Source organism: Pseudomonas sp. S1_E05, assembly GCF_056337105.1.
The window spans coordinates 1898460-1917989 of sequence record NZ_JBFRHM010000001.1 but is presented as its reverse complement, the minus strand read 5'-3'; the positions used below and the strand labels follow the sequence as shown (position 1 = coordinate 1917989).

Below are 19530 nucleotides of genomic sequence, written 5' to 3'. Positions count from 1 at the left end.
AGGAAACTCCAGGAATCGGTGGGGCGGGGGCGCAAGGATAAAGGTTGAGGCTGCGTGCGTCAGTAAAAGCCATCGCGGGCAAGCCACAGTCGCCAAAAAAAATCAGGCTGACAAGTCAATCAATGACCAACCGCCTGCCCACCCAGCCGGTACTGATTATTCCCACTTCGCTTGGCCTCATACATCGCGAGGTCAGCAATGTGAATCAGGCGGTCCATGCTCGGCGCATGGTCGGGGAAAACGGCAACACCCAGACTGGTGCCGATATGGCGATGATCATTGCCGATGGCAATGGGCGGAGACAGCTCGATGAAAATCTTCTGGCAGATCACACGCGCTTCATCTTGCAGGCAACCGCCTTGCGCCAAACCCTGGAGGATCACCACGAATTCGTCGCCTCCGATACGGGCCACCGTGTCCGTGGCGCGTAGGATTCTTTTCAGGCGCGTCGCCATGGTCACAAGCACGCGGTCGCCGGCGCCATGGCCGTAGCGGTCGTTGATCGCCTTGAAACCGTTGAGGTCGATGAACACCAGTGCCACGCGAGTACCGCTGATTCGCGCCTGTTCCAGCGCATCCGACAGTCGCTCTTCGAGCACCAGGCGGTTGGGCAGACCTGTCAGCGGGTCGAAATGGGCCAGGTGCTGCAAGTAACTGGCGGAAGCTTTCTCATCGGTGATGTCACGGACCACGCCCATCATCTTGATCGTTTCATCGTGGGCGTTCTTCACCACGTTACCGGTTTCACGCAACCAGCGAATGGTGCCGTCGGACCAGACGACCCGGTATTCCTCGTCGTGGTTTTCACCGGTTTCCAGGCATCGCAGCTCGCCGGCTCGCACCCGCTCCCGGTCATCGGGATGTACGCAACTGCAGAACAGGGCGTAGGAGGGCACCACTTCGCCAATCTTGAACCCGAACATGCCGAAGATCGCGTCCGACCAGTACAACCGTTCAGTGTCGACATCCCAATCCCAGGTGCCGATCCGCGCAAAATACTGGCTGCGCTTGTAGCGTTCCGCATCGCCTTTTTCAACGGCGGATTGTCGGTCGGCCAAACTCGCGATCCGCCTCTGATACTCGGCCAATTGCCTGCGCAGCGTGCGCTCGCGCCAGATCATGCCGGCGATCAGGAACGCCACCGTCGCGCCAAGTCCTGCGCTGATCCAGACGAAGTTGGGTGCCATCATAGCTGGCCATCATTGCGTATTTGCGCCTATGGTAGACCACGCGCCTGCTCAATAGCAGCAAAGTCCTAATTCACTTCAGCCATTTTCGAGCACGATAGATCCCGTGCGCAGACGCAAAGCCAGGTTCCTGCGATTGCCTTTGACGATGAATTCTGCGAAAAACTGCGTCCGCGCCCGTAACCGGGCGACAGTGGATGAGTGGAACCATGAACGACGAATTGCAAATCATCGACATTGAGCCGGGCGACGGCAAAGCCGCCGTCAAAGGCGCGCTGATCACCACCCAGTACCGCGGCTGGCTGGAAGACGGCACGGAGTTCGATTCCTCCTACAGCCGAGGTAAACCTTTCCAATGCGTCATTGGCACCGGTCGGGTGATCAAGGGGTGGGATCAGGGCCTCATGGGCATGCAGGTCGGCGGGAAACGCAAGCTGCTGGTCCCGGCGCACCTGGCGTATGGCGAACGCACCATGGGCAAGATCACGCCGAATTCTAACCTGGTGTTCGAGATTGAATTGCTGGAAGTGCTGACGCGGGATGATTGAAGGTCAAGCCTCAAACGTCTCCCGATACGCATACAGCCCCGGCGTGCCTCCCGTCATGATGAACAGCACGTTGTCTCCCGAACGGAAGTGCCCTTGTTCGAAATCGGCCAGCAGGCCCGCGAAGGCTTTGCCGGAGTAAACCGGATCGAGCAGCAGGCCCTCGCTGCGGGCCATCAGGCGGACGGCGTGCTGCATCGCGTCGGTTGGCAAGCCGTAGCCTTTACCCAGTTGGTTGCCGTCGATGACGATTGCTTCAGGGGGCAAGCTGTTCGGGTCCCCCAGCAGTGCCAGGGTGTCCTCGGTCAGGCTCAGGGTGCGAATGGCCGATAGGTGCCGATCGGACAGCACAGAGTAGGACTTGACCAACGAGGTGCCGCGCCCCAGTACATGGAAGCCCGCGGCCAGCCCAGCGTGGGTGCCGGCGCTGCCATTGGGCACGACGACCTGGTTGAAGGCCACGCCGAGTTCAGTTTCCTGCCGAGCGATCTCTCCGGCACAGCGGGCATATCCGAGACTGCCCAGTGGTGTCGAACCCCCCATGGGAATGACCAGCACCTTGCGCCCCATCTCTCGAAGTTGGGTGGCGCGGTCTTCTGCCTTTGCGAGTGCATCTGTACCTGCGGCCAACACCTGTAGCTGCGCGCCAAACAGTTGGTCGAGCAACACGTTGCCATTGAGCTCGTAGTCCGTGTCCGCCTTGGGAACCGAGCGGGTCAGGATCAGCTCACAGGCGAGGTCCAGGTTTGCGCAAGCGGCGGCGGTCAACCGCGCATGGTTCGACTGGACGCCGCCCACGGTAATGACCGTGTCGACAGCCGCAGCCTGAGCGGCGCCAAGATGGAACTCGAGCTTGCGCAACTTGTTGCCACCACCGCCCAGTGACATGTGATCGTCACGCTTGAGAAACAGGCCGATCCCCCGAATATCCAGCCCCAGGAATCGTTCCAGTCGCCTGGCTCGCTGAATGGGCGTCGGGCCTTGCATCAGGTCTGTTCGCGTGAAGGCACTCAGGGATAGGTCCAGTGGGCTTTGCATCGTGGTGCCTCGTTGACGATCGATGGGGGGACTGTATGGACAAAGGCCCAGATGATAAACGGCAAGCCAGTCACAACAGCGTTAACGCGATGTAATGAATGGCGCATGAGATGGCCGCGAGCTGACCAAGGGTTGATGCGTGGGCTTGTTTGCTCGGCTCTGGCGATATACTGTATGGCTATACAGTAAAAGGCTGACCTATGGAACTCATCGACAAGCTCAGCATTCTCGCCGACGCCGCGAAGTACGACGCCTCTTGCGCCAGCAGTGGCGCGCCCAAGCGCAGCTCCGAAGGCAAGAGTGGGTTGGGCGCCACCGATGGCATGGGCATTTGCCACAGCTACACCCCGGACGGGCGCTGCGTGTCGCTGCTGAAGGTGTTGCTGACCAACTTCTGTCTTTACGACTGCCAGTATTGCGTCAACCGACGTTCCAGCGACGTGCCCCGGGCGCGCTTCACGCCGGAAGAAGTGGTGAAGCTGACCCTGGATTTCTACCGACGCAACTGTGTCAGCGGGCTGTTCCTCAGTTCCGGGATCATTCGCTCGGCGGACTACACCATGGAGCAATTGGTTCGTGTCGCGAAACTCTTGCGTGAAGAGCACGAGTTCCGTGGTTACATTCATCTCAAGACCATTCCCGAAGCCGATCCGGCGCTGATCGAGCAAGCGGGGCGCTACGCCGATCGCCTGAGCGTCAACATAGAATTGCCTACCAACGCCAGCCTGCAGACCCTGGCACCGGAAAAACAACTCGGCTCGATTCGCCAGGCGATGCGCACGATCTACACCGGTGAGCAAACCGTGCTCAACGAGCCCCGTGCGCCGAAGTTCGCGCCTGCCGGGCAGAGCACCCAGATGATCGTGGGCGCCGACGATACCGACGACAGCACCATTCTCCACAGCGCCCAGGCGTTGTATGGCAATTACAAGTTGCGCCGGGTGTATTACTCGGCGTTCAGTCCGATCCCCAACAGCCCCAAGAGCGTGCCCCTGGCCGCGCCGCCGCTGATGCGCGAGCATCGTTTGTATCAGGCGGATTTCCTGTTGCGTAGTTATGGCTACACCGCTGGCGAACTGTTCAAGGGGCCGGGGCATCTGGCGCTCGACATCGACCCGAAATTGGCCTGGGCATTGGCCAATCGCGAGGTGTTTCCGCTGGACCTCAACCGCGCCGAGGCCACCTTGATCGCGAGGATTCCCGGCATTGGCCTGCGTACCACCGAGCGTCTGGTGGAGTTGCGCCGCCAGCGCCGGATTCGTTACGAAGACCTTGCACGCATGCGTTGCGTTCTGACCAAGGCCAAACCGTTTTTCATCACCAGCGATTACCACCCACAACAGTCGGAGGTCACCAGCGATCTGCTGTACCAGCAAATGCGTGATCGACCGCAACCGCAGCAAATGGGGTTGTGGGGGTGATCAATCTCGATTGCGACGACCTGTTCGACACCTGGCGCCAGCAAGCGCGCTGGCTGTTGAGTCACGGGGTGGACCCGAGCCAGGCCAGTTGGGCTACGGAAGGCGCGACAGATCTGTTCGCCACCGACGAGCCTCTGCCGCAAGCCTTGGGGCCGTTTCAGGCACGCATCCCGCGAACGCTGCTGGAAACACTGGAACAGGCCGCCCGATATCGCGGCGACCAGCGCTGGAGCCTGCTGTATGAAGTGCTATGGCGGGTCAGCCACGGTGACCGCACGGCGATGATGGCCGGGGACAAGCTTGGAAGTGAATTACAGAGAAGAATCAAGCAGATACGACGTGAAGCTCATCATCTACATGCATTTGTGCGGTTCGTTGCGTTGCCTGAAAATAGTGGGCCGCACTATGTGGCGTGGCACGAACCGGCGCACGACATTCTGCACAGCGCCAGCGAACATTTCATCGGCCGCATGGGCCGTCACCGTTGGTTGATCGCCACGCCTCGGGATGGGGTTTACTACGATGGCGAACAACTCATCTACCAGCGCGAATGCCCGGCGCCGTGGCAGCAAATGGCACAGAACGTTGACGACCCCCATGGCGACATGTGGTTGACCTACTACAGCCACATCTTCAACCCGGCGCGGCTGAACCCGAAAGTGATGCAGGGCCATCTGCCCGCCAGGTTCTGGAAAAACTTGCCCGAAGGCGCGCTGATTCCCGGACTGATCACCCAGGCCCGCACCGGCAAGCAGCAGGATGGCCAGGCGAGCGGCATCAAGGGCAGGTCGGGTAAGCGGATTGGGCATGAGGGGCGTGAGCGATGAGGCGGGCTGTCTGGTAGCCAGCGTTGCCTGGCCCACCATCGCAACGGTTCGACGCCTCGACAAGCCCGCTCCCACAGAGGTCGGCGGTGTTCACAAAACCTGTAGGAGCGAGCATGCTCGCGATGGAGGCCAACGATAACGCTGGCTGCCTGGTGCCCCGCGGTGTCTGGTCTACCATCGCGAGCAAGCCCGCTCCTACAGGGGGAGGGGTGAATTCGCCGTTGAGACACAAAAAAGCCCTCCATCGCCAACGCGATGGGGGGCTTTTTCTTGCGGCGTCAGATCAAACCTTGACGATCCAACCCGCTGGCGCTTCGACGTCGCCGGTTTGTACGCCGGTCAGCTCTTTGTAGAGCTTCTGGGTAACCGGGCCGACTTCGGTTTCGCTGTGGAACACGTGCAGGTGGTCGTTGTAGCTGATGCCGCCGATCGGCGTGATCACCGCAGCGGTGCCGCAGGCGCCGGCTTCCTTGAAGTCCGACAGCTTGTCGATCAACACGTCGCCTTCCACCACTTCCAGCCCCAGACGAGTCTGGGCCAGTTCGATCAGCGACAGACGGGTGATACCCGGCAGCACCGATGGGGATTTCGGGGTCACGAACTTGTTGTCGTGGGTAATCCCGAAGAAGTTGGCAGAACCGACTTCCTCGATTTTCGAGTGGGTCATCGGGTCCAGGTAAATGGCATCGGCGAAGTTCGCCTTTTTGGCCTGCGAGCCCGGCATCAGGCTGGCAGCGTAGTTGCCACCGACCTTGGCGGCACCGGTGCCTTGTGGCGCGGCGCGGTCGAACGTGGAGATGAGGAAGTTGTGCGGGGTCAGGCCGCCCTTGAAATAAGCGCCGACCGGGATCGCGAACACCGAGAAGATGAATTCCGGCGCGGTACGCACGCCGATGTTGTCACCCACACCGATCACGAACGGGCGCAGGTACAGCGCGCCGCCAGTGCCATAAGGCGGGATGAAGCGCTCGTTGGCGCGAACCACTTCCTTGCACGCTTCGATGAACTGCTCGGTGGACACATGCGGCATCAGCAGGCGGGCGCAGCTACGCTGCATGCGTGCGGCGTTCTGGTCCGGGCGGAACAGGTTGATCGAGCCGTCCTTGCAACGGTAGGCCTTGAGGCCTTCGAAGCATTGCTGGCCGTAGTGAAGGGCAGTGGAGCCCTCGCTGATGTGCAGCACGTTATCTTCGGTCAGGGTGCCCTTGTCCCACTCGCCATTGCGAAAGTACGACAGATAGCGCTTGTCGGTCTTGATGTAGTCAAAACCCAATTTGTCCCAATTGATGCTTTCGTTACCCATGACACCCTCTATCACTGAACAACCGCCGAAACGGTTCAAGGCTTCTGACGTTTTTTGGATGGGCACAACAATACTTCATTCCGGGGTTGTTTCGCAGCCCGGACTATCGGATGACGGGCAGAAAATCTCGTCGTCCTGAAAAGATCGCGACGGTTCGACGCCTCGACAGGCTCGCTCCTACAGGGGAATGCGTTGCAATGTAGGAGCGGGCTTGCCCGCGATCGGTGCGCCGCGATCTAAAGGTGCAACGCATGCCCCAACGCACGCAACGCCGCTTCCTGTACCGCTTCGCCCAGGGTCGGGTGTGCATGGATGGTGCCGGCGATGTCTTCCAGTCGGGCACCCATCTCCAGGCTTAGGGCGAACGCGGTCGACAACTCCGACACGCCCACACCCACCGCCTGCCAACCGACAATCACGTGATTGTCCCGCCGCGCGACCACCCGCACGAAACCGGTTTTCGATTCCAGAGTCATGGCCCGGCCATTGGCCGCGAACGGGAAGTTCGACACGATGCAGTCCAGGCCCGCAGCCTTGGCATCGTCCGGGGTCTTGCCGACCACCACCAGTTCCGGGTCGGTAAAGCACACGGCGGCGATGGCGGTCGGGTTGAAATCGCGTGATTTACCGCTGATCAACTCGGCGACCATTTCACCCTGGGCCATGGCCCGGTGCGCAAGCATCGGTTCGCCGCTCAGGTCTCCGATGGCGTAGACGTTGCGCATGCTGGTCTGGCAACGCTCGTCGATCTTGACCGACGCGCCGTTCATGTCCAGGTTCAGCGCTTCGAGATTCCAGCCTTGAGTGTTCGGCTTGCGACCGACTGCCACCAGTACCTGATCGGTTTCCAAGGCCAAGGTATCGCCATTCGGGTCAATAACTTGCAGCGTATTGCTATTAGAATTAAAGCCTTGGACGCTATGTTTCAAGTAAAACTTCACGCCGAGCTTTTTCAGTTCTTCGTGTACGGGCTGAGTCAGTTCGGCGTCGTAGGCCGGCAGGATACGCTCCTGCGCCTCGACCACGCTGACATCCGCGCCGAGCTTGCGGTACGCGATGCCCAGTTCCAGCCCGATGTAACCACCGCCCACCACGACCAGGCGTTTTGGCAACGACTTCGGTGTCAGGGCCTCCGTGGAGGAGATGATCGGCCCGCCGATCGGCAGCATTGGCAGGTTGACGCTCTTCGAACCGGTGGCCAGCACCAGGTGTTCACAGTGGATACGGGTGTCGCCGACCTCGACGGTTTTGCCGTCGATCACCTTCGCCCAGCCCTGGACCACTTGAACCTTGTTTTTCTTCAGCAGCGCGGCGACGCCTGTCGTCAGGCGATCAACGATGCCGTCCTTCCATTCCACGCTCTTGCCGATATCCAGGCTTGGCGCGCCGACGCTGATACCCAGCGCCGAGTTCTGGCTGTGCTTTTGCGTCTGGCGGAACTGTTCGGCCACGTGGATCAGCGCCTTGGAAGGGATGCAGCCGATGTTCAGGCAGGTGCCGCCCAGTGATTGGCCTTCGACCAGGATGGTCGGTATGCCCAGTTGGCCGGCGCGAATCGCCGTCACGTAACCGCCAGGACCGCCACCGATGATCAGCAGCGTGGTATTCAAAGTCTGCATGCCTTACTCCACGAACAGGGTAGCGGGTTGTTCGAGCAGGCCACGCACGGCCTGGATGAATTGTGCCGCGTCCATGCCATCAACCACCCGGTGATCGAACGAACTGGAGAGGTTCATCATCTTGCGAATCACGATCTGGCCTTTGACGACCATCGGGCGCTCGACGATCTTGTTGACGCCGACGATCGCCACTTCCGGCAGGTTCAGCACCGGTGTACTGACGATGCCGCCCAGCGCGCCGAGGCTGGTCAGGGTGATGCTGGAACCGGACAACTCATCACGGCTGGCCTTGCCAGTGCGCGCAGCGTTGGCCAGGCGGGCTATTTCACTGGCGTTGTCCCACAGGCTGCGGGCCTCCGCATGACGCACCACCGGCACCATCAGGCCGATGTCGGCCTGGGTGGCAATGCCGACGTGCACGGCCCCGAGGCGGGTGATGACCTGGGCTTCGTCGTCGTAGCGGGCGTTGATCTGCGGGAAATCGCGCAGGGCAACGACCAGTGCGCGGACCAGAAACGGCAGCAAGGTCAGCTTGCCACGCGTGGCTCCATGTTTTTCGTTCAGGTGGGCGCGCAGCTCTTCCACGGCAGTCACGTCGATTTCCTCGACATAACTGAAGTGAGCGGCGCGCTGGGTGGCGTCCTGCATGCGTTGGGCGATCTTGCGGCGCATGCCGATTACCGGGATCTGTTCTTCGTCGTGGCGCTGGGCATACGCAGCCGGGGCGCTTGAAGCCTGGGACTGACCCTGCGCCAGGTACGCTTCCAGATCTTCATGCAGCACTCGGCCTGCCGGCCCGGTGCCGCGCACCAGACGCAGCTGGATACCCAGATCCAGCGCATGTTTGCGCACCGCCGGGGAGGCCAATGGGCGCTCATTCGCCTCACGTGCCACCATTGGACCGTGGGCCACGGCGGGTCTTGCCGCTGGCGCGGGGGCCGCGACAGGCTTGCTTTCCTGTTTGGCTTCAACAACGGGCGCCGGCGCTTCCTTGACCTCTTCAGGCTGGGCTGCCTGCTTGACGTTGCCCGCGCCTTCCACCTCGATGCTGATCAGCACGCTGCCGACCGCCATGACTTCGCCCGGCACGCCGCCCAGCGAAATCACCTTGCCATGCACCGGTGAAGGGATGTCGACCATCGCCTTGTCGGTCATCACATCGGCCAGCACTTGATCCTCGACGACCATGTCGCCGACCTTGACGTGCCACACCGACAACTCAACTTCTGCAATGCCTTCGCCAATGTCCGGCATCTTGATAACGTGCGTGCCCATTCAGACCTCCATAACCCGATGCAAAGCCGCGACCACACGGGACGGGCCAGGGAAATACGCCCACTCTTGCGCGTGCGGGTAGGGGGTGTCCCAACCCGTGACGCGTTCGATCGGCGCTTCCAGGTGGTGGAAGCAGTGCTCCTGCACCAGGGCAGCCAGTTCGGCACCAAAACCGCAGGTGCGGGTCGCTTCATGGACAATCACGCAGCGGCCGGTTTTCTTCACCGACCGGGTGATGGTTTCCAGGTCAAGCGGCCACAGGCTGCGCAGGTCGATGACTTCGGCGTCCACGCCGCTTTCTTCAGCGGCGACTTGCGACACATAGACGGTGGTGCCGTAAGTGAGGATGGTCACGTCCTTGCCCGGACGGGCGATGGCCGCAACGTCCAGCGGAACGGTGTAGTAACCGTCCGGAACCTGGGCGGCGGGGTGTTTCGACCACGGGGTCACTGGTCGCTCGTGGTGACCATCGAACGGACCGTTGTACAGGCGTTTTGGCTCCAGGAAGATCACCGGGTCATCGTTTTCGATGGAGGCGATCAGCAGACCCTTGGCGTCGTAGGGATTGGACGGCATGACGGTGCGCAGACCGCACACCTGGGTGAACAGGGCCTCGATGCTCTGGCTGTGGGTCTGACCACCGTAGATGCCGCCACCGCACGGCATGCGCAGGGTCAGGGGCGCAGTGAATTCGCCGGCCGAGCGATAGCGCAGGCGGGCGGCTTCGGAAATGATCTGGTCGTAGGCCGGGTATACGTAGTCGGCGAACTGGATTTCCACCACCGGGCGCAGGCCATAGGCACCCATGCCCACGGCGGTGCCCACGATCCCGCTTTCGGAGATCGGTGCGTCGAACACGCGGGAGGTGCCGTATTTGTTCTGCAGGCCTTCGGTGCAACGGAACACGCCGCCGAAGTAGCCGACGTCCTGGCCGAATACCACCACATTGTCGTCACGCTCAAGCATCACATCCATGGCCGAGCGCAGGGCCTGGATCATGGTCATGGTGGTCGTGGTCATGGCGGTATCCAGCGCAATATTGTTGTTGTGATCGTTCATGTCAGATCCCCAGCTGCTGACGCTGGCGCTTCAAGTGCTCCGGCATCTCTTTGTAAACGTCTTCGAACATGCTCGCGGCGCTTGGAATCTGCCCGCCGGCCAGGGTGCCGAACTGCTCGGCAGCTTTCTGTGCGGCGATGACCTCGGCTTCCAGTTCGGCGCTGACAGAGGCGTGCTCCTCTTCGGACCAGTTGCCGGTCTTGATCAGGTGTTGCTTGAGGCGGGCAATCGGGTCGCCCAGCGGGAAGCAGCTCCAGTCATCGGCAGGGCGGTACTTGGACGGGTCATCGGAGGTGGAGTGAGGGCCGGCGCGGTAGGTAACCCATTCGATCATGGTCGGGCCGAGGTTGCGGCGCGCCCGTTCGGCGGCCCAGCGCGAGGCGGCGTACACCGCGACGAAGTCATTGCCATCGACCCGCAGGGAGGCGATGCCGCAGCCTACGCCACGGCCGGCGAATGTGGTCGCTTCGCCACCGGCAATCGCCTGGAAGGTGGAGATCGCCCACTGGTTGTTGACCACGTTAAGGATCACTGGCGCGCGGTACACGTGGGCAAAGGTCAGGGCGGTGTGGAAGTCGGACTCGGCGGTGGCGCCGTCGCCGATCCAGGCCGAGGCGATTTTCGTGTCGCCTTTGATCGCCGAGGCCATGCCCCAGCCGACGGCCTGCACGAACTGAGTGGCGAGGTTACCGGAAATGGTGAAGAAGCCGGCCTCTTTCACCGAATACATGATCGGTAGCTGGCGACCCTTGAGCGGGTCCTTCTCGTTGGACAGCAACTGGCAGATCAAACCTTCCAGAGGCACGTCACGGGCCATCAGGATGCTTTGCTGGCGGTAGGTGGGGAAGCACATGTCGTCGATGTTCAACGCCAGGGCCTGGGCGCTGCCGATGGCTTCTTCGCCAAGGCTCTGCATATAGAACGACATTTTCTTCTGGCGCTGGGCGACCACCATGCGGTTGTCGTAGATGCGCGTCTTGAGCATGGCGCGCATGCCTTTACGCAGAATCTCCACGGGAACGTCCTCGGCCCACGGGCCCAGGGCATTGCCTTGATCGTCGAGCACGCGAATCAGGCCACGGGCCAGGTCGGCCGTGTCGGCGGGTTCAACGTCAATGGCGGGTTTGCGAACCGTACCGGCGTCGGTCAGGCGCAGGTAGGAGAAGTCGGTTTTGCAGCCTGGACGGCCCGAAGGTTCAGGGACGTGCAGACGCAGCGGTTCATACGCTTGGGTCATGGCTTCTACGCTCGATCTTGTGAATTTCTTGTAGTGAGCTGACGGTCATTCCATGGGTGATGGAAATCTTGTCCTACAAACATCATAGGCCCGGCGCAGGAGAATATTTATCTCTGTTTCGTTGCGTTGGCGGTCATTTGGGGATAAATAATCTGCACAAACATAAAAATCAGGTGTTTTTATCTCATGCGCAAACTGGACCGTACCGACATCGGCATTCTCAACAGCCTTCAGGAGAATGCGCGCATCACCAACGCAGACCTGGCCCGCTCGGTGAACCTTTCGCCAACGCCGTGCTTCAACCGGGTCAAGGCCATGGAAGAACTGGGTGTGATTCGTGAGCAGGTGACCCTGCTTGACGCCGACCTCTTGGGGCTGCACGTGAACGTATTCATCCACGTCAGCCTGGAAAAGCAGGTGGAGAGGGCCTTGCAGCATTTCGAGGAAGCGATTTCCGATCGTCCGGAAGTGATGGAGTGCTACCTGATGGCGGGTGACCCGGACTATTTGATTCGGGTGCTGGTGCCGAGCATTCAGTCGCTGGAGCGCTTCATGATGGACTTCCTCACCAAGGTGCCTGGCGTGGCGAACATCCGCTCCAGCTTCGCCCTCAAACAGGTGCGCTACAAAACCGCGCTGCCGTTGCCGGCCAATGGCTTGACCTTGGGGCTTTAGCTCAGAGCTTGTTCAGGGGGATTTTCAGGTAGGTGACGCCGTTGTCCTCGGCGGGCGGCAGATGCCCGGCGCGCACATTGACCTGGATGGCAGGCAGCAGCAGGGTTGGCATGCCAAGGCCTGCGTCTCGTTGCGTGCGCATGGCGACAAAGGCTGCTTCATCGATGCCGTCGCGCACGTGGATGTTGCGCTTGCGTTGCTCACCCACCGTGGTCTGGCATTGGTGCTCGCGCCCCTCGGGCGGGTAGTCATGGCATACATAAAGCCGCACGCCGGCGGGGAAGGCCAGCAATTTGCGGATCGAGGCGTACAGATGCCTGGCATCGCCACCGGGAAAGTCGCAACGGGCCGTTCCGACATCCGGCATGAACAATGTGTCGCCCACCAGAATCATGTCGTTGCCGATCAGGTAGGCCATGTCTGCCGGGGTATGGCCCGGTACATGCAATGCCATGGCGTGGAGGTTGCCGATCGCGAATGATTCGTTCGGCGCAAACAGATGATCGAATTGCGAACCGTCCACGGCAAATTCCGCTTCCAGGTTGAACAAGCCCTTGAACACCCCCTGAACAGCGCTGATCGACTGACCAATCGCGATGCGCCCACCCAGCAATTTGCGCAGGTGAGGCGCGGCGGACAGGTGATCAGCATGGGCATGGGTTTCCAGCAACCATTGCACCTGTAAACGGTGCTCCTTCACGAACGCCACGATCTTGTCCGCCTGGGTAGTCCCGGTGCGTCCGGCGGCGGGGTCGTAGTCGAGCACCGGGTCGACGATGGCGCATTGACTGCCATCAGCTTCGTACACCACGTAACTGTAGGTCGATGAGGCGGGGTCGAGGAAGGCTTCGATCAAGGCAGGCATGGCGGCCATTTCTTCTGGGACAGGTCCAGAGGGTAGTTTCATTTTCCATGCGCTGACCAGCCCCCCGTTCATTCAATGGATGAAAAAAACTGCGCGAGCTCTATCCTGTCCTCATCGATACCGGGCGTTCCCGGCTCTTTTCGCTGATTTCGAGTGTTTTATGCTGCTGGCAAGTGTGTTTGGCGTGTTGATGGGCCTGGTTCTCGGATTGACCGGTGCTGGCGGCGGCATCCTGGCGGTGCCGGCTCTGGTGCTGGGGTTGGGCCTGAGCATGACCCAGGCCGCGCCGGTGGCCCTGCTCGCGGTGGGCAGCGCGGCGGCGGTCGGCGCCATCGATGGTTTGCGCCATGGCCTGGTGCGCTACCGCGCGGCGCTGTTGATCGCGTTGCTCGGTGCGGTGTTTTCCCCTGTCGGCATCTTCTTTGCCCACCAGTTGCCGGAAAGGGTGCTGATGGTCCTGTTCAGCGGTCTGATGGTCATGGTGGCCTGGCGCATGCTGCGTCGCGAGCGCCACGATGATGGCCCCAGCGATCATGGCCATGCCAATTGGGGCCAGAAGAACTGCATGCTCGACCAGCACACCGGACGCTTTTCCTGGACCGCCAAATGCACGGCAACCCTGGCGGCACTGGGCGCGGTCACCGGTGTTGTGTCTGGGTTGCTGGGTGTCGGGGGCGGGTTCCTGATCGTCCCGGCATTCAAGCAACTGACGGATGTGCAGATGCGTGGCATCGTCGCGACCTCGCTGATGGTCATCAGTTTGATCTCCGCCATCGGCGTGATCGGCGCATTGCATGCTGGCGTGCGCATCGACGGCCTGGGCTTCGCCTTCATCGCCGCCAGCGTGGTGGGCATGATCATCGGCCGCAAGCTCTGCGCCCGGGTGCCAGCGCGAACCCTGCAAGTCGGTTTCGCTACCGTGTGCGTGGTGGTCGCGACCTATATGTTGCTCCGTTCGCAGGGATAGACGGTCTTACACCCTAAGTGGCGGGCCCTGTCGCGGCCCGGTCCTACACCGAAGTGGCCGGGCTCGATTGACGAGCGCCAACCACCCATCCAAAGCCGCGCAAAACCGCACCGAAGGCAGCGTATGACGCCGCCGGTCGGCTTTCGATAATCGCCTCCGACATCCAGTCCCCCAGCTGCGGAGCGCGTCATGCATAACAATAAGAAATTCAAGCGTCGTTATTTGCCAGCCCTTATCGCCAGCCTTTCGGGCCTCGGCGTGAGCACCCTGGTCGAAGCCGAAATCATGCTGTACGACAAGGACCAGACCACCTTTTCCACCGATGGCTACATCAACGCCTTCTACGTGAACAGCGACGTCGATCGCGCGGGCGACCAGTACGACCGGCGGCAGGCGCGGGTCAAGATGGGTTTCCTGCCCAACTACATTGGTTTCAACATGGGCAAGCAGGTCGACGACCTCAAGCTCGGTGCCCGGGCGTCCTTCTGGGTGACCATCAACGACAGCGAAACCAACGGCACCGACACCGCCATCGATGTGCGCCAGTTCTACGGCACGGTGGCCAACCCGGAGTGGGGCGAAGTGCTGATCGGCAAGGACTTCGGCCTGTTCGCCCGCTCGAACATCCTGCTCGATGAGCTGCTGGCAGGTTATGGCCAGGTGAGCGATACCCTGGGCCTTGTCGATGGCGGCGGCGTGTCGTTCGGCAACATCGGCAGCGGTTACCCGTACCCGTTCCCGACTTCGCAGATCACCTATCGCACACCCGTGATGGACGGTTTGCGCGTGGCGGTGGGCATCATGGACCCGGTGGACACCAATGACAGCAGCCCGACCGGCAAGGCCTACCAGGAAAATCCGCGTACCGAGAGCGAGATCACCTACCAGTTCGACGTCGGCGGGGCGAAGATTTACAGCTGGATCAACGGCAGCTACCAGACCTCCGACAACACCGATTCCACCGTGCAGTCGGTCACCTCCAAGGGCGTGGGTTACGGCGTGCAGGCGAAAATGGGCGGCCTGTCCCTGACCGGCTCGGGCTTCCAGGCCAAGGGCATCAACCCGTTCTTCACCAACAACGCCGGAGAGCCGACCTTGCGTAATGTCGACAGCGACGGTTACCTCTTGCAAGGCTCGTACAAACTGGGCAAGAACCGTTTGGCCTTGTCCTATGGCAAGACCAAGGATGACGGCAACGGCGCGGTGGGTACCGGTGCCGACTACGAGACCCGCGGCATTGCGCTGTTCCATGACGTCAACGACAACCTCAAGCTGGTGGCCGAGTACAACCAGTTCGAAATCAACGGCCATCAGACCAATGCGCAGAATGAAGACACCGATACTTTTGCGGTGGGTGCAGTCTTGAACTGGTAATTCTGTCCAGCACTCACACCACTCCCACATATGTTCTGTGGTGAATAAAAAGTCTGCCATTACTCCCTGTAGGAGCGGGCTTGCCCGCGATGGCGGTGGATCAGTCGATGGAAAGGGTGACTGACCTGACGCTATCGCGGGCAAGCCCGCTCCTACAGGGGGAAAGTTGCAGTGGCTATCAGATCCTGGTCACCTCATCCCATCGAACCGCCAGACCGCTACCCAAGTAGCATACGGCGCAACCACCTGCCTTCGTACACTCGTCCCACAGACAGGCGCCCGCGGGAGGCGACGATGCAAGGGCTCAACAACGACGGCATTGTCAGTGCCATGTCCCAGGCGACCGATGCCCAGCAGGCGGCCCAGGAGCTGGCGCGGCTGTTGTTGCACCCGCACCTGGGGTTCGTGCTGTTCTTCTGTTCCGCCGAGTACGACTTGCAGGCGCTGGGCCGGGCCTTGCAGGAGACTTTCGGTGGTATCCGCCTGGTCGGCTGCACCAGCGCCGGGGAAATCACGCCGACGGGGTACGGCCGCAACTGCGTAACGGCGGTGGGTTTCGACCATCGGCACTTTTCCATCGATGCCGAGCTGATCGACGAAATGGAACGCTTCAGCCTGATCGACGCACAACAGATGGTCGAGCGCCTGGTCACGGGCTGTCGCAGCAATACCCTGGCACCGATCAAGGGCAACAGCTTCGCGCTGACGTTGCTTGATGGCCTGTCGAGTCGGGAGGAAATGGTCCTCGCCGCGCTCAGCGCGGCCCTGGGTGATATCCCGCATTTCGGTGGCTCGGCCGGGGATGACAACTACCTGACCCACACCCACGTCTACTTCGGTGGCGAATTTCACAGCGGCGCGGCGGTGGTGATGCTGGTCAACACCTGGCTGGACTTCGAAGTGTTCACCACCCACCACATCCTGCCGCGTGCGGAAAAACTGGTGGTCACCGGCGCCGACAGCACCTCGCGCCGGGTGTATGAGCTGAATGCCGAGCCGGCCGCCGAGGAATACGCCCGCCATATCGGTGTGCCGGTGGCTAAACTCGATCACCGGGTGTTCGCGGCCCACCCGTTGGCGGTGCGCATCAACGACCAGTACTACGTGCGGGCGATCCAGCAGGTCCATGCGGACCTGAGCCTGAGTTTCTACTGCGCCGTGGAAAACGGCATCGTCCTTACCGTCATGACCCCAGGCCCGATGTTGCCGAACCTGCAAAACCTGTTCGACGGGTTGCAGGCCCGTCTCGGCGATCCGTTGCTCACCATCGGCTGCGACTGCTTTCTGCGGCGCATGGAGCTGGAGGCCGACGGCAGCCTGGAACAGATCGGCGGCTTTCTGCGCGATCACAGGGTGCTGGGTTTCAACACCTACGGAGAACAGTTCAATGGCATGCACATCAACCAGACCTTCACCGGGGTTGCCATTGGCAAAAGCCGGTCCCCCGGACGCAGTTGAGGCGCAGCAAGCCCGGATTGCCAGTCTTGAGCACGAAAACCAGAAACTGCGGCGTATCAACTCGGCGCTGATCGAACGCATCGAATCCGGCGTCACCCGTGGCAACGACCCATACCGGGCATTTCAGCATTCGGTGGTGCTGGCCGAACAGGTGCGCGAACGCACCGACGCCCTGAACCAGGCCATGGCCGAGCTCAAGTCGGGTAATCGGCTGCTTAGCGAGGCGCGCCTGCGGGCTGAAACCGCGCACCAGCACCTGATCGATGCCATCGAGAGCATTTCAGATGCTTTCGTGCTCTTCGATGCCGAGCAACGCATCGTCCTGTTCAACAGCCGCTTCAAGGCCTTCTGGAGCAACAGCCGGGTGCGGATCAACGCCGGCATGCGCCTGGGCGAAGTGAAACGCCTGATGTTCTCCACCGGGCTGTTCACCGAAGAGCCACGCGGGCAGGCTGACGAAAACCTGCTGTATCGACTGCACAATGGCCGCTGGTTGCAAGTCAGCGAACGGCCAACCCAGGACGGTGGACGAGTCATCCTGTTCACCGACATCACGGACGTCAAACACAGCGAAACCATGCGCCGCGAACAGGCCGTGGCGCAAAAGTCACACCTGTTGCAGCGCGCCGTGGACAACCTTTCCCAGGGTGTGGCCATGGTCAATGCCGAGGGCGTGCTGGAGTTGTGGAACCGGCGCTTTCTGGAACTCAGCGGCCTGGCCCCGGTCGCGGCCCATCGACCTTTCGCCGAAGTGATCGCCGATAGCGAATTGAGCCTGCTGACCCCAGCCAGCCGCGATCGCAATGGGCGTGCGGTGCAGGAGCTGGAACAACGGCTGTACGATGGCCGGGTCCTGGAGATTCGCACCCATCCACTCCCTACGGGCGGTTTCGTCAACACCTTCACCGACATCACCGAACGCTACCAGCACGCCGAGGCCCTCAGCGAAAGTGAGCGCTGGATTCGCCTGATCACCGACCACGTGCCGGCGCTGATCGCCTACCTCAACGCCGATCTGGTCTATGAGTTCACCAACAAGGTCTATGAGGAATGGTACTGCTGGCCGCGCGGAGTGATGCTTGGGCAGAGCCTGCGCGAAGTGCACAGCGAACAGCACTACCAGCGCCTGGAAGCCTACGTAAACCGAGCGCTGGCCGGTGAAAGCGTGACGTTCGAATTTGCCGAAACCAACGTTAACAACCAGGAGCGCTACATGCTGCGCTCCTACGTGCCCAATCGGCTCGCCAGTGGTGAAGTGGTGGGGATTTTCGTGCTGATTCGCGACATCACCGAGCGCCGGCGCACCGCTGAAGCGCTGCACCAGGCTTATCAGAACCTGGAGCTTCGAGTGCGCGAGCGCACGGCGGAGCTGACCACCCTCAATGATCAGCTATTGAGGGAAATCGACGAGCGCCGCCGCGTCGAGTCACGCTTGCGCGAGGCCAAGCTCGAGGCCGAACAGGCCAACCTGTCGAAAACAAAATTCCTCGCGGCGGTCAGCCATGACCTGTTGCAACCCCTCAACGCGGCACGGCTGTTCACCAGTGCCTTGCTCGAGCGCGGCGAGCCCCTGGCCAACGAAATTCTGGTGCGCAACGTCAGCAATTCCCTGGATGACGTGGAAAGCCTGCTGGGTACGCTGGTGGATATTTCCAAGCTCGATGCCGGGGTGATCAAGGCTGATATTGCGCCGTTCGCCTTGAGCGAACTGCTGGAGAACCTTGCCGCCGAATACACTCAGGTGGCGCGCAGCGAGGGGTTGCAACTGCACTTCATCCCCTGTTCGGCGCTGGTACGCAGCGACATACAATTGCTGGCGCGGATTCTGCGCAACTTGCTGAGCAATGCCATCCGCTACACCTATAGCGGCCGGGTGGTGCTCGGTTGCCGGCGTCATCAGCAGAAACTGTCGATCGAGGTCTGGGACAGTGGCATGGGCATTGCCGAAGATCGTCTGGAAGAGATTTTCCAGGAGTTCAAGCGCGGCGATGTGCAGCGGCCCGATCAGGATCGTGGCCTGGGGCTGGGGCTGGCCATCGTCGAGAAGATCGCCGGGATCCTTGGGCACCGCATCCACGTGCGCTCGTGGCCGGGCAAGGGGTCGATGTTCAGTGTCGAGGTGCCGCTGAGCGCGACCGCACCCAAGGCCATGCCATCGCTGCTGATCAACGAGCCGATGCTTGAGCGCCTGCGCGGTGCGCGGGTCTGGGTGCTCGATAACGACGCCGCCATCTGCGCGGGCATGCGCACTTTGCTTGAAGGCTGGGGCTGCCAAGTGGTGACGGCGTTGTCGGAACAGGATCTGGCGCGACAAGTGGATAATTACCATGCCGAGGCGGACCTGCTGATTGCCGACTATCACCTTGATGACGACCAGAATGGCGTGGACGCGGTCGCGCGGATCAATGCGCGGCGCGGCTCAGCGATCCCGGCGATGATGATCACCGCCAACTACAGCAATGAACTGAAACTGCAGATCCGCGAATTGGGCCATACCCTGATGCACAAGCCTGTGCGGCCGATGAAGTTGAAGACGGCGATGAGTCATTTGCTCTGCAGAAAGCTCACCGCCGATTCCCTGTAGGAGCGAGCATGCTCGCGATGGTCGTTAACGATGACGCTGGCTGCCTGGCTGCCCGCGGTGTCTGGGCTACCATCGCGAGCAAGCTCGCTCCTACAG

General features: G+C 61.3%; 16 protein-coding genes. 8 read left to right on the top strand and 8 right to left on the bottom strand.

Annotated elements, in window-relative coordinates:
* Positions 1-119 precede the first annotated feature (119 nt).
* On the bottom strand, positions 120-1190 hold the full coding sequence (locus AB4N33_RS08730; protein WP_476457011.1) for a diguanylate cyclase domain-containing protein: 1071 nt from the start codon (positions 1188-1190) through the stop codon (positions 120-122).
* 206 nt (positions 1191-1396) lie between these two features.
* Between AB4N33_RS08730 and AB4N33_RS08725 the strand changes: the two genes are divergently transcribed.
* Positions 1397-1735, top strand: coding sequence for an FKBP-type peptidyl-prolyl cis-trans isomerase (locus AB4N33_RS08725; RefSeq protein WP_460125698.1), 339 nt, complete (start codon positions 1397-1399; stop codon positions 1733-1735).
* A 3-nt stretch (positions 1736-1738) separates the two neighbouring features.
* Here AB4N33_RS08725 and AB4N33_RS08720 read toward each other — a convergent pair whose 3' ends face one another.
* Entirely contained in the window at positions 1739-2770 is a 1032-nt protein-coding gene (locus AB4N33_RS08720) for a D-cysteine desulfhydrase family protein (protein ID WP_476457010.1), read from the bottom strand.
* 200 nt (positions 2771-2970) lie between these two features.
* On the opposite strand from AB4N33_RS08720, the gene AB4N33_RS08715 reads away from it, so the two are divergent.
* Together AB4N33_RS08715 and AB4N33_RS08710 are read left to right on the top strand one after the other, a co-directional pair.
* A complete protein-coding gene (locus AB4N33_RS08715) occupies positions 2971-4191 on the top strand; it encodes a putative DNA modification/repair radical SAM protein (protein WP_476457009.1) in 1221 nt (406 codons plus the stop codon).
* Positions 4188-5018 (top strand): TIGR03915 family putative DNA repair protein, encoded by an 831-nt coding sequence (locus tag AB4N33_RS08710; protein WP_460141925.1) that lies wholly within the window; start codon positions 4188-4190, stop codon positions 5016-5018. The genes AB4N33_RS08715 and AB4N33_RS08710 overlap by 4 nt, the downstream gene beginning before the upstream one ends.
* A gap of 283 nt (positions 5019-5301) precedes the next feature.
* Here AB4N33_RS08710 and AB4N33_RS08705 read toward each other — a convergent pair whose 3' ends face one another.
* From AB4N33_RS08705 to AB4N33_RS08685, 5 genes are all read right to left on the bottom strand, one after another.
* Positions 5302-6321 carry a branched-chain amino acid aminotransferase gene (locus AB4N33_RS08705; protein WP_460125689.1) on the bottom strand — a complete coding sequence of 340 codons (1020 nt, stop codon included), beginning with the start codon at positions 6319-6321 and terminating at the stop codon, positions 5302-5304.
* A 236-nt stretch (positions 6322-6557) separates the two neighbouring features.
* The gene (lpdA, locus tag AB4N33_RS08700) at positions 6558-7940 is read right to left on the bottom strand and encodes a dihydrolipoyl dehydrogenase (RefSeq protein ID WP_476457008.1); all 1383 of its coding nucleotides are present in this window, start codon (positions 7938-7940) and stop codon (positions 6558-6560) included.
* A 3-nt stretch (positions 7941-7943) separates the two neighbouring features.
* Positions 7944-9215 (bottom strand): dihydrolipoamide acetyltransferase family protein, encoded by a 1272-nt coding sequence (locus AB4N33_RS08695; protein WP_476457007.1) that lies wholly within the window; start codon positions 9213-9215, stop codon positions 7944-7946.
* Positions 9216-10274 (bottom strand): alpha-ketoacid dehydrogenase subunit beta, encoded by a 1059-nt coding sequence (locus tag AB4N33_RS08690; protein WP_460125683.1) that lies wholly within the window; start codon positions 10272-10274, stop codon positions 9216-9218.
* Position 10275: 1 nt separating this feature from the next.
* Positions 10276-11511, bottom strand: a complete 1236-nt coding sequence (locus AB4N33_RS08685) for a 3-methyl-2-oxobutanoate dehydrogenase (2-methylpropanoyl-transferring) subunit alpha (protein WP_460141923.1) — start codon at positions 11509-11511, stop codon at positions 10276-10278.
* A gap of 186 nt (positions 11512-11697) precedes the next feature.
* On the opposite strand from AB4N33_RS08685, the gene bkdR reads away from it, so the two are divergent.
* Positions 11698-12186 (top strand): Bkd operon transcriptional regulator BkdR, encoded by a 489-nt coding sequence (bkdR, locus tag AB4N33_RS08680; protein WP_460125679.1) that lies wholly within the window; start codon positions 11698-11700, stop codon positions 12184-12186.
* Position 12187: 1 nt separating this feature from the next.
* Here bkdR and AB4N33_RS08675 read toward each other — a convergent pair whose 3' ends face one another.
* Positions 12188-13051, bottom strand: coding sequence for an MBL fold metallo-hydrolase (locus AB4N33_RS08675; protein ID WP_476457006.1), 864 nt, complete (start codon positions 13049-13051; stop codon positions 12188-12190).
* Between the two features lie 160 nt (positions 13052-13211).
* Between AB4N33_RS08675 and AB4N33_RS08670 the strand changes: the two genes are divergently transcribed.
* The 4 genes from AB4N33_RS08670 (at position 13212) to nahK (ending at position 19434) form a co-directional block, all read left to right on the top strand.
* Entirely contained in the window at positions 13212-14018 is an 807-nt protein-coding gene (locus AB4N33_RS08670) for a sulfite exporter TauE/SafE family protein (protein ID WP_476457005.1), read from the top strand.
* 189 nt (positions 14019-14207) lie between these two features.
* Positions 14208-15392, top strand: a complete 1185-nt coding sequence (locus tag AB4N33_RS08665; protein WP_460125673.1) for a porin — start codon at positions 14208-14210, stop codon at positions 15390-15392.
* A 294-nt stretch (positions 15393-15686) separates the two neighbouring features.
* Entirely contained in the window at positions 15687-16850 is a 1164-nt protein-coding gene (gene nosP, locus AB4N33_RS08660; protein WP_476457004.1) for a nitric oxide-sensing protein NosP, read from the top strand.
* Positions 16780-19434 carry a hybrid sensor histidine kinase/response regulator NahK/ErcS' gene (gene nahK / locus AB4N33_RS08655; protein WP_476457003.1) on the top strand — a complete coding sequence of 885 codons (2655 nt, stop codon included), beginning with the start codon at positions 16780-16782 and terminating at the stop codon, positions 19432-19434. Before nosP ends, nahK begins: the two co-directional genes overlap by 71 nt.
* Positions 19435-19530: the final 96 nt, after the last annotated feature.